This window comes from Roseobacter sp. S87, assembly GCF_055693285.1.
Map to the genome: position 1 here is coordinate 354543 of NZ_JBVFTR010000004.1, position 11786 is coordinate 366328.

The following is an 11786-nucleotide window of genomic DNA, read 5'->3' on the forward strand; positions in this document are numbered from 1 at the left end:
ACTAGCGCTGGTGTTCTGCAGCATGACCTCGAACTCCCGCATTGTAAACACCAGCCAAGGAACGAAAATGGCCAAACGCCGCGTTGATAGTCATCTGAAAGAGGATTCCTCTGAAGCGTTAGTTTCTAAGCTGCTTCCTGAGGAATGGGTAATCCGGAAACTTCATCCGGACTATGGGGTCGACGTAACAGTTGAAGTCTTCGAGCGTCAAGGACAACAGATCCCGACGATGGGCGAGTTTCTATTTGTGCAACTAAAGTCGACAACTTCGCTGAAAAGTGGAGTTGAGCCGATAAGGCCGCGCGTCAATGTCGAAAAGGTTTTGGACCTGCAGGACCGCGAAGCTGAGCATGAACTCGATGTTGTCCGCTACGTTGTAGATTGTGACACGATCGATAACGCCAGACTCATGGGTCCATCCACTCCTCTGATGCTATTTGTTTGCGATCTAGCACAGGGCGAAGTCTATTATATCTGTTTGACCGACTATTACGACAAGATCATAGAACCGCGTGGAATCGACCTTAGTAGGCAAAAGTTCTTCACCGTGATCATTCCGGCCGGGAACAAGCTTACCGACCCAAGATCGGTTGAAGTAATGCGGTTTTATGCGACCCGTGCGAAACTCTACGGAATGTTCAATCTCGCTCAGTTTCAATATCGAGAAGCTCGATGGATTCTGGAGGAATTGGCGAACCACGAGCACGTGGAAAAGCTGCCGAGTAACTTAGCGATAATTGATCGGTTCGCACGCCGTCTGCGTGCGATGCCGGTTTGGGAGCGCGACATTCCTTGGCAGCTTATACGCGACCACAAAGACCGGTTGGACCTAATTATCAAGAACATTGATGCTGACGTCCTTGGTCTAATTTTACGAGGCATCGACGCATACCTCAAAGGCGACGACAAGGCTCTGACGTCCCTTCTGCAGTTTCATCAGCTTTGCTCGATGTCTTGGGAGCAATTTTCAACCATTGGCCGAACCTTTGAAGATATTGTTCGCGAGTGGTTTCTTCCCACAATGATGGGTCAGCTTGGGAGCGGCGAAGAACCGTATTTTCGCGAGATCAAATCTTGAGTCTAGAGCTAGGCGATTTGGACGAACAATGGGTATGGGTTGCCGATCTACGCTTAGCAGCAAGACACTTCGGAGGAATGGCTGTCACCTTCATTTATGGGCGGGAAACGGTCATTCGTTGCGGATGCAAACGGGCAAAGCCTTGACCTCGAAAGCGGACCTTCGACGCGAAGTTGTGATGAGCCCTCACTGCGAAGTTTCGATTTGTGTAACCTGCGGCGGATTACTGAAACGTGGCAGGTCAAACAGCGAGCTCATTTGAAGTGCTGCTGCGCGACGATCCCCAAGTTCAATCAAGTGATCGAGAATTTCCAAAAACTGCACGTGGACATCAGGCTGCAATGGCGCGTCTCGTTCGGCAAAAGTCTGAAGCAGACCGGCAAGCTGTGCAGTTCTCCCCCCGGACCAAAACCCCCTAGACTGCCATACGGTGGGCGCGATGCCTCCCAACCTAGAAGCAAGGAAATCGCTTCTGCGATGATCGAAGGATCTTTCAAAATGGAGCAAGAATGCTTGCATGACCTGAGGCAGGTGCCCAAATCGTTGGAGCATCCAATCAATCAGTGGGTTCAGTAGCTTTGCATCAGACCAATCATTGTTAGCGAAGCGGGCCGCCCCCATTGCTGGCCGATCCCAATTTGCCCCCATTGCGATACGAACCAATTTGTGAAGCTGATCAGGAAGACCATAGTCCTCCCGCCACTCCGGACGTTTCCAATCGGGGTGGTCTTCAACCGCCTCAAAGATATCAATGAAAACGTCGAAGATTCCTGATGGTACCTCCGGGGCATCCAGAAGTCGTATGCAAGAGTATGCATTCGCGAAGGTAGAGAGGACTTCGCTTTTCGGTTCGATGGGCAATAATGACAACAAGGGTATGATCTCGGTGCGCACCTGTTCAGTAGGTAAATCCTCACAAATCGACGCTAAGCCCCAGATACATGTGGAAAACTCTCGCCATAGCCTTGAACCCGAGCGGCGTTCAGCCTCGTCAGCAATACTTACCGCTGCGGCGAGCTTGTTCACGAAGTCACGCAGGAGCGATAATATGTCGTCTCGAAAGCCATCATCATCAGTGAACCTGTCTTTCGGGATGATCGACAACATCGATGCAAAGTCTTTGACGCGCCATTGATCCAAATGCTTCGGCTCAATTTCGGCATAGATATCAGACAGCTTGTTCCAATCGCCAGATGCTAGACCTTGTATAGCCGCCTCAAGCAGCTGTTGTTTTTCGGAGGCCAGAAGGTTGTGTCTCTCATCACGTCGCCGGTACCAATCAGACGAACCACGATCCAATTCAAGTGTCGTCAACTTGAAGGCGAGCGCCGTGCATTTGTCAGCGAAGTCCTTTTGCTCTCGCCAACATGACGCGGCATTTGACAGGGCAGACAACTGCACGCCCTTGTAGGTATGAAAACACAACTGAACCAATTCTCGACGCGCTGAACTTACTGATGGCCCACCATTCTTGATTATCGCCGCCAATCCCTTTGACGCAAATGTTTCGGGTCTGTTTTCGGCAGGAGCATCAGCGTGAAAAAACTCATTGCTTGCCGGAAAAGTATTGGCTGCGCGGAAAGCAACGTCTTCGGCCCATTCCTGTTGATCTTTTGGAAGATCGGCACCGAAACTTAGGATGGCTGCTGACACGGCTGCCACTCCACCAGCGCGGCGGCTGCCGGGGTCTCCGGCATCGAAACCAGAGTTGAACAGGTCCTCGTTATCGACCTCGCGTGCGAGCGCAACAATCTCATCTCGCGCCTGATCACCAATTTTGCCGCTCTCGAACCAAGACTCACTTTGTTTCAGAAGTTGGAAGCCTTCGTTCCAATGGGCTAGCCGTTCGCCTGCTTCTTCCGCTTGTTGCACCCGTTCGTCTGATGGCTGGAATGCGACGCCGACTCTCCCGTCATCGGTCTCCACATGAGCATAGTTCGTAAGGTCCGCAATAGCGGCCCACTCCTCGGCTCGATGCAGAAAATATGCAACTAACTCATCGTCATCTTCTTGACCTTCGTGGGTGAAGGGTAGCTCGTTTGGAAAGCTGGTAAGTTTTTCCGCTACCTTTTCGCGTTGGTCGTTAGCTGTAAGAATGAATGCTGTCGCGAGCCACCTGATGTTCTTTTTCCGGGAAGGCCGCGAGTTGAGGCGTTTAAGTGCTTCAAGATGAGTTGTCTCGTGAGAAAAGCCGAAGCTCGCTCCGATTTCGTTTGAGTGAAGGCCTTGGACGTCGTGTTGCCAGCGGTACTCGTCCATGGCCCAGATGTGCTGGCAGCCTACGAGAGCGGCTGCCGCAGGTGACAGCGCGTCCTTGTCCAACAAGACACCCAAGGCGATGCCCAGAGTGGCCACGCTTTCGTGTTCCGTAACAAGCTCCCTTACGATCTCATCAACATCCCGTTCGGCTTCAAGCTCGGAGAACGCCCAATCTTCCAGCGCCATAAGTGCCGACTCGAGGATGTCGCAAGAAAACAGACCTCGATACCAACCATAAATCCTTTGGTCGCCCCAGAACGTTTGAGTTCCCCGGGGAAATCCACGCTAAATGGAACCGGAATTTCGCGGTTGTGATAGTCGTATCGGGCTAGCTCTCTCCAAGCGACAACGGTCCGGCTGAGCAGCTTGCGAACTAAACGAAGACCTTCTTGAGGCGCGTTCTCGAAAAGGGCTGCAAATGGTTGCTGGACAGGAGAGGCTGGATGGCAGTGGCGCGAATGGTCACTGATGCCCGGAGAATCCCAATCGGTCATATGAGGAGACCAACCGATCAGCTGCCCCCGCGACCTCTCAGCTGACTCTGATGGCAGTGGCTCGATAAACGCCCGGAACGAAAAGTCAGCTAGGGCATCAGGAACCACACTGGCAAGGCGCACACTCCACGCAAAGACGCTTGACTGAACTTTGTCGTCAACTCGCTCGGTCGTCCACGCTTGGAGCCTGCAACTTAGTAGGTCGGTGTTTGTGAGAGAGGACCTTAGGAAAGCCTGTCGAAATTTGCGGCCGAAACCGTCCTTATAAAACCCAAGCGGAGTGGTTTTTATTTCCCGCTCCCGATAGTCATAGGCATCCCACTCAGTGAGAATTTGATGAATTCGTTCAGCATAACGATCTTTGATCCGGTCGGGATAATCTTGAAAGAGGTTCAGCCATACGTCGAACGTGTCAACTATGTCCTCAGCCGTTGCCTCGTTCCAATCAAGTGAAAGCAACCAGATCAGCAGGCGCCTCCAATTTCGAACAGGGCGGGGCCAAGACAAAAAGTCAGCTATTCTGAATTTTTCGAATTTCGATTTCTCGCCGAGTTCGAACGCGCCATGGACGATCAGAAGGTTTTCGATAGTCTTGTGTGCTCGGAAAGAAGAAAGGAGCCGGATGAGCCGGTGGTCTTCGCTCAAAAAAACCGAAATCGCATCTTTTCGCTCGAAGAACACCGGAGACGCAAACGGGGCAAGGAGCCAAACCCTGCTCCAATGACGCCATGCTTCCTGCTGCTCCAGTGCCAATTGCGTTTCAGTCCAGGTGTCTTCGGACTCGAATTCAAACTGTGATAGTAGTTCTACCACCCGGATTAGTCCGGGCCTGTCGCCAGCACCCGCGAGGGTGCCCGGCCAATCTGGACTATTTTGGCGACACAATCCGAACATTGCCCATTCAAGAAATATGTCGTGGGTAAAGGAATATCTTCCGCTACCCGCAACTTCAGCTATCGCTCGTTCTTGTACTAGTGCCGTCAGAGTTTGAGCCGGAATGCCTTCTACTGCGCCGCTTCTATTGGCTGCTTGAGCGCATCTCGCGGCTAGCTCACTGATCGCTTGGCGGCGTTCAATCGAAGAGGCTTTATCACGTAGACCCTGCGGACCTTCTAGCCAAACCTGCGCTAGCGAAATCTCGGAAAACCTGCTCGGCGCTCCATCAGTGCTCACTGAACGTTGTGCCAACACCTGAGCAAAGAAAGGGCGCCTTGCAATTTCCTTCTCTTGACCCTCGGCGAACAGGACTTCGTGCATCGCTGGAAACCGCTCAGCAAGGATGCCAGCCTCGTTATCATCAAATCCATCGATCTCGACGATGTGTGCTTGGCCCTCCTCAATGAGTTGAGGAGGGAGCCATATCCTCAAGTCTTCGAGGTGTGACGACCGGGTAGATGCCACAATGCGCCAGCCCGCAAGCCTTGGATCATCAAGAAGGATAGTTACGATGTCCAAGATTGTCTGACGGGTCTCATTACCTAGGCGATCTATCCCGTCGATGAACAGAGTTGGTTTTCCCAGTGTGGCTAGCTCAAAAAGGAGATCAGCAAGCCGTTCCGTTTCTAGACGCAAGTGTGTGGCGAGTGAGGGCCAGCCGGGGCCGACGAGACGCTTGTCGGTCAGAACAAGAGCGAAACCGTGCCGGGCGTGCTCTTCGGCCAGCGCACGTAACACCGCCGACTTTCCCGATCCGGCCTCGCCCGCTAATTGGATAAATCGCTTGCCATCATCAATGTCGGCAATCTTATCGAGAATACTATTTCGCGGGATGATCAGCCCAGAGATATCCATTCGGATACCTTGAAGAGCGTGTCTTGTTTCTTCTGCTACCTTAACGAGATCACTGCGTATGCTTGGAAGAGAAGAAAGATCAAACACTCCCGAAAGCTGCTCAACCAATGATGCCCTTGAAAAGCTACCTGCTGCGCCCGACGCTTGCCGTGATATACGGGAAAGTCGTACCCAAAGCTCTTCGGCACGATGACGCTCTCCAGTTGGTAGCGCATTCCGCAGACGTTCAATTGCCTCGAATGAACCTGACCCTCCTTCTGAAAGCGTGTCAAAGACGAGGATGACAAAATGCCTTAGAAACTGCCACGAATTGTCCTCACCTTGCGCCTCTGCTGGGAGCAGAGCTTGGACATCGCTCACGAACCTTCTTTGTGCGTCGCTTGCGAAATTCTCGGTTTCTAGCCGCCTGAAAAAGTCGTCTGCCGACTTGGATGTACGAGCCCATTCAAGCGTAGATCGGGCTGCCCGGAGTGTGGACTGCGCGATACTAGCAGCACCTAAGCCAACACGGTCCCGACCCATCCTGAAGCCGTCTTTCTTGAATTCTCGCCAGCTAGCCGAAACGACGTCTCGAAAGTCGGCATTAGTTTCAGCAGAACTCAGCGTTGGGCTTTGCTTCACTTGCAGAGCCAATTTGGCAGGTTGGCCGTATCGATCCGACGCCTCGACAATTATATCGTCTAGTGGCTCACCAAGCGCCGCGCGCTGGAGAAAGACGCCGTCAGTAATCGCTTCAGAGATTCCCCGCGCACCACCTTCAACAAGGAGGCTGGTCAAATATGACGCCACTACTGAATCTTCAAAGGTGTAGCCGACGCCGCCTGTTGACTCGGGGCTCGCGGGCATTCACTTATCCACTTTCTTTTCTCGAGTGGCTCTATGTTACTCGGACTCGAGTGGAACAAAACCATGAAATTATCGACAGAGGGCCGACACATGGAATTTGAAGAGACATGGCTTCGACTGAACGCTTGAATGGGTTGTCCGACTTTGATGGCGGAGCTGCCAGTAAAGTCAAATCCCGCAGATTTCTTCGCTCGACGTATTCGGTTCTTGCCCGAACAATCTGCGGCGTAGGTTTTCTAGTAAATTTTTGAGACCTTTTGAACATTCAGAGTGGTCGCCATTTACAGACCAATGAAAATGATCCTTGTGGCCGGACACAGAGTGATTTTTTCCGTTCTTCTTCTTGATGGTGGGGCCAAAATTCTCTCGCCTTTTGGGAGCGTCTTCGAATTTGTTCTGTAGTCCGTCGACAATTTTCTTAATTGAAGAGTCGGAATCGTAAGAGCTGACAATAAACTTTCCATTTACTCTTGAGATATCAACACCATTTCCCGTCACATGGCGGCTGGGACACTTATGGCTGTCTTTGGCTGATGAAACCCAAAGCTTCTCAATCGTCTCTCCGGTGACGGCATCAGACGAGATCGTTGCCTTCATCGCTTCCAGCATCTCATCCGTCACTTGCCTATTTACTGTTTTGGCGAACTCCATGGTCACGCCGTTTATGTCATCAGGAATCGTCGGCAATTTCGCTCCTTTCGCGTAATGTCATCAACCCTATCTAGGGGATAAGAGTCCCCGGTGGTCGGCAAATTTCAGGGTCCGTTACCAACGATGGTCGCAATTCTACGATCAATGCTACCGCGCTATTTTTGTTTACTAACTGATCCTTGGCGGGTCTGGTCCGAAGGACATTCCCACGCCTACCAGTCACATATTGGCATCGGCCTTTAGATTTTTGCAACTTTTGCCACTGATCGAGCTGCACCTTCTGCGTGGTAACAGCGCCAACCCGTAAGCCAACAGCCACAAGATTATCGGTGGCGACCTTTTGTGCCACGCCGACCAAGGTCGACGGAACAGCAACCAGCTTGGCCATCCTAATTAGTACCTCTGTTTCATTATTGAGCGATCCGTTGGCGGGAGGACTTGTTGAGGAGACCTCACCTTCGGGAAAGAATGCCTGTGGTACAAACTCCGCTTCCAAGCCGCAACCCGCCAGGGTTTTCCATGCTTGCTTGTATGACAAACCTACTAGATTTGGAGCTACCCTATCATTGCTTGAGAGCACAACTGTGAGCGTGGACGAAGTAACACCAGATTTCGGGTTTTGATCTAAGGCGATATCTGGAGGCAGACAGGTATTCCTCAGTGTGAAACTAATTCTGCCCGAGTAACACTCATCAATTTCCTCGATTCGCTCTCGGTTCAATCCTGTCACGTCACCGACAATGCCAGCCTGCCAAGTCACAGGTAGAAACAAACAGGGGTCGGCATGATCGATTGACTGTGGGGCGGAACCCTGCGCAGCTAATTCATCCGCTTTGCCATTGCTTTGTGCCCAAATCTCACCAAAAGAGAGGAAAATCAATGCTGTAAGCAACAAAGAGAATACTGATGACTGGCTGATAATTTTCATTTTCGTGGTCCAAAGCTCGCGGCAACTGATTTGGTTTTGTCCCCGTCTGAAACCAAGCATCTCGCCTTCATCGCTTGAATTGATACAATCAAGCCGACTTTCTGTTCTTCTTTAACGTCCAAGCCCTGTGTTGCGAGAATTGCTAGGTGGTTTCTGAGTTGTGCTGCTGCGCGGGAGAAGGTAAAGCCCTCCACGCGCTGGCTGTTTTCTTCTGCAAACACAATGAGAGTGCCGTGTAGGAAGTCATCGAAGCTGATGCGAGGATCAGTATTTGCCTTGGCCAATTCGTGAATACTTATTTCACCAAGTCTGTAGAGAGATTCACCTATGCGACTACCCGACTTGAGTGGTTGGTCACCAATTGTGCTGACAACTCCGGGCCACTGAAAATTCGATGCAGCTGCGCTCGTGCGAGTGAGGAGCGCAACGGATAGAATAGGGCAACTGGTCGATGTTGTACTATTTGCCTCGACGGCGACTGAGAGCGCGAGTCTCACCTGATGTGTTGCGGCGGTCGTATCGTAGATATACTTGCAATCACTAACGGTGAGGTGGCCGAGCAACGTCCCCTCAGTTCCATCAGCCTTCGCCAAGTAGATCTTTTGGTCTATTTCTTTGGGTATAACCGAACACGAAAATGCTAAATCAGGCGTTGCTGCTGGACGGCTTGGTTCCGGTGAAGTTGGCTCTGGCTCTATAGGTTCTAGCGATGGCTCCCCGCTGTTGTTATCGCCTTCACCGACTGACTGGGCCGAAGTTGTGAATGGGAACGACATCGTCAGTGCAAGCACGAGATAGAGTAACGACGGCACCTTCATCACTGAATGCCCTCACTGATGCCAGCAACCAAGCCAGTGTACTTAAATGTACCATGATTGAGTGTTAGCCCGTAATTCTCAGTCTTGAACTCTTCGCCGCAGACCAAGTGCGAAATGTCCCGCTGGCAAATGTCTCTCTTGAATTTCTCAACAACCAGGAATTTGTGATAAGCGGCCAGATCGGGCTCGAGGATTTTCAGTGCATCGCTCTGCTCGCTCGCGTTACCCAGTTCCGCTTCAGAGAAGAGCCGCCAAATACGGCCTTGATAATGGCGACCGAGTTCGTGCCAAAAGATTGGCTTCTTGGACAGCATTTCACCTGCGATCATCAGTGCCTTGTCAACTGACTCCTCTGCGAAATCTCCTGCTGAGCTACACTCTTCAAGTCGCATGTTTACCAATCGCTCGAATGCTTTGATGGCTGCCTCCAAACTAGCTGCGGTTGGCTTTGGCTTATTCATTTCCGTCTGTAAGGAATTCTTGGCGGCTGCGTAGCTCGTAGCCGTTTCCCCTTCCTTCTTCGCTGCCTTAAAGTCATCAAAACTCTGTAAGAATTCCTTGAACGATGTGTCGAATTTTTCTTCTGAGGCCTTCTCGGGTGCATTCTCTTTCAGAGGCGTATGCAGAGTTGCAGGATCACTAGTGGCCACTGCCGAAGAACTGTTCAGTAGACCGAGCTGCTTAAAAAATGTGGCTCCAGATTCCTCAGCCTCACCGGACTGAATCTCAGCAAGTATGCTTTTGGCATCAAGCACCAAATTGGCATCTGTTAAAGTGCTATTGCACTGCCTCAAAGCGACCGAAAGTTTTCTCGCAACGTCTAAGGCCTCATTGTTCAAACTGGTGTATGCATCGATACTGTGCAGGTAGAGGGGTACGTTTCGCGCGATTTGTGACGAACTGGAAGCAGATGCTATTTGATCGCTGTCGTAGTTCTTGTACCAAGCCAGAATACTGGCGGTTTCCTCCGCGACATCTCGAACAAGAAAGAATGCTGCGATGGCGTCCAATAAGCTGGCGGTGCTGTGACCACCAGCCGTCGGTGAATCGTCCAGTTTCGAGTACGGCATTACCGCAATCCTAATTGGTTTAGGATTCGCCGCTGCATCAATGGTTAGCTTCTCAAGGCTTTGCTTAAGGCCTGTCAGATCGTAGGCGAGATCAGCAGTTCTACCACCTGATCGATACATTGTGACTTCACTACGTGATTCACGACGTTCCGCTTCCTGCCGCTGCGCTAGAGAGCCTTTGACAGAAAAAATTCCGCCAATGCTTGCTTCGATTCCAGCTTTGATGTCCGCAACGGCATCTGAGTCATTTTTGGTCATAGTAAGGAATGCGTCGACGTTCGCTCCACTAACGATAGCGGCGATGTAGCCTTGCCCGCAGTGACGAATATTGTTGCGAAGTGATGCATTCTTGAACTTCACGCCAGAGTTCTCGAGTTCCGACGCCGGGAACGCCGCGCGTTTGATAGCCTTTATGACCTCTGTCTTAACTTCATTGTCGAGGTTTTCGGGTATTGCGACACCTGACGCTGCTTTGAACGGAACAAATGGCGCTGCAAAAAGCGCAGAGTTCGTAACAGTGGCGCTAAGCATGAATTTTTCGGTATCTGTTACAAATTTCTCCCGGGAGAAAAAGTCTAGCCTTGCAGATGCTTGCACCAGCGCCATATTCAATGAGCCGCTAGCGTGTATTTTTGAAGATACAATAACTGTACTCTTTGAGGTCACTTCTTCGAATCGATAGGATACTTCTTGTGATGGGTCCTGCACTGGAACGAAGTCAACACACACACCTAGCGTGGGCTCATCCGTTAGAAGATTATAGCCTTGCCCCAGGACAACGCCCTGCTGAGGATAGTCAATCCAAATCAGATCATTGGAACTTTGTGCTTTCGCGGAAGCCCCGACTACTACTGCTGAAATCAATGTTGAAACCAGAAAAGTGTTTCTCATACTAATTTTCCAATCCATCAGCTTCTGTGCGTTTGAAATGCGACGGTTGTCTGATGCTAAGCGAACGACGCTCTAAAAATCTAGGTTTTTCGGGAACGTTAATGTTTCGGTCGGTCAAAAACGGTCGTTTGTGGCCGCCAGAACCGGCCCGCGCAGGACCAACCTCTAACCCAAGACAAAAAATCCTTTCAGAACTTCTGCGATTTTGGCAGGTTTCTGTCTCGGTTGACGAGGGGCGTCCACAAACTTCTGCCAACGTCTGCTTTCGGGAAGCTGCGATGCAGCATTGAACCGCATACTCACCGTCCGGTATGGGCCGTTGTGTAGGCGTTGGCGTGCCCATGGAGCGAAAATGCTGCGACCGATTTAATGGCGGCAGTGAGCCCATACCTCCCAAATGCTGCGCGGAGCGCAAATGTCTGTCATCGGTTATTCACAATATCATGCCATGCGGGCCAGCTCTACAATCCAAACTGCTCGAAAAGAAGGAAGGCAAGAAACCCCAACCAAACCAATGCGAAGATCAGCGGTAGGTTCCCTGAGCTAATTCCCCGCGACCAAATATTGCCGCGTTCGGATTTTTCGTGTTTGCCTCTAGGATGAGGTAGTAACGCTGAACTTTCGGGGTCAAGGTCCTTGGAAAAGTCATCCCATTGGTCACGTAGGTTGTTGAGCGCGATACGCCCGTTGGAAATTACTCGGTTAGATACCATTGCGACCAATATTCCGGTCACAGCAATTAGAATGAAGCTGCCAGTGAGAAGTGGGCTTGATCGGTTGATATCCGCCGATAGGTAGGATTGGAGGATGAGACCTAGCGTAGCAAAAAGAAAAGCTTGCATGGATATCAGCCAAATAATCCTCTGATTATAAAGGGTGTCTTCGGATCTGACTTGTTCGCGAACCTTGTCATAGAAGGAAGATGCTTTTTCAAAATCTGTCATACCTAGTCCATTTTCT

The 11786-nt window shown here is 51.0% G+C and carries 8 protein-coding genes; 1 reads left to right on the forward strand and 7 read right to left on the reverse strand.

Annotated features, from left to right (window positions below):
• Positions 1-67 precede the first annotated feature (67 nt).
• The gene (locus tag ACZ1HA_RS02585; RefSeq protein ID WP_472712750.1) at positions 68-1078 is read left to right on the forward strand and encodes a DUF4365 domain-containing protein; all 1011 of its coding nucleotides are present in this window, start codon (positions 68-70) and stop codon (positions 1076-1078) included.
• 186 nt (positions 1079-1264) lie between these two features.
• Here ACZ1HA_RS02585 and ACZ1HA_RS02590 read toward each other — a convergent pair whose 3' ends face one another.
• The 7 genes from ACZ1HA_RS02590 to ACZ1HA_RS02620 form a co-directional block, all read right to left on the reverse strand.
• Entirely contained in the window at positions 1265-3523 is a 2259-nt protein-coding gene (locus tag ACZ1HA_RS02590; RefSeq protein WP_472712751.1) for a hypothetical protein, read from the reverse strand.
• Complete coding sequence (locus tag ACZ1HA_RS02595) at positions 3460-6468, reverse strand: NACHT domain-containing protein (RefSeq protein WP_472712752.1); 3009 nt, start codon at positions 6466-6468, stop codon at positions 3460-3462. The genes ACZ1HA_RS02590 and ACZ1HA_RS02595 overlap by 64 nt, the downstream gene beginning before the upstream one ends.
• A gap of 168 nt (positions 6469-6636) precedes the next feature.
• Positions 6637-7155 carry a hypothetical protein gene (locus ACZ1HA_RS02600; protein ID WP_472712753.1) on the reverse strand — a complete coding sequence of 173 codons (519 nt, stop codon included), beginning with the start codon at positions 7153-7155 and terminating at the stop codon, positions 6637-6639.
• Between the two features lie 34 nt (positions 7156-7189).
• On the reverse strand, positions 7190-8047 hold the full coding sequence (locus tag ACZ1HA_RS02605; protein ID WP_472712754.1) for a PASTA domain-containing protein: 858 nt from the start codon (positions 8045-8047) through the stop codon (positions 7190-7192).
• Positions 8044-8865 carry a hypothetical protein gene (locus ACZ1HA_RS02610; protein ID WP_472712755.1) on the reverse strand — a complete coding sequence of 274 codons (822 nt, stop codon included), beginning with the start codon at positions 8863-8865 and terminating at the stop codon, positions 8044-8046. Before ACZ1HA_RS02610 ends, ACZ1HA_RS02605 begins: the two co-directional genes overlap by 4 nt.
• Positions 8865-10844 (reverse strand): hypothetical protein, encoded by a 1980-nt coding sequence (locus ACZ1HA_RS02615; RefSeq protein WP_472712756.1) that lies wholly within the window; start codon positions 10842-10844, stop codon positions 8865-8867. Before ACZ1HA_RS02615 ends, ACZ1HA_RS02610 begins: the two co-directional genes overlap by 1 nt.
• Positions 10845-11287: 443 nt before the next feature.
• On the reverse strand, positions 11288-11770 hold the full coding sequence (locus ACZ1HA_RS02620) for a hypothetical protein (RefSeq protein ID WP_472712757.1): 483 nt from the start codon (positions 11768-11770) through the stop codon (positions 11288-11290).
• Positions 11771-11786 lie beyond the last annotated feature (16 nt).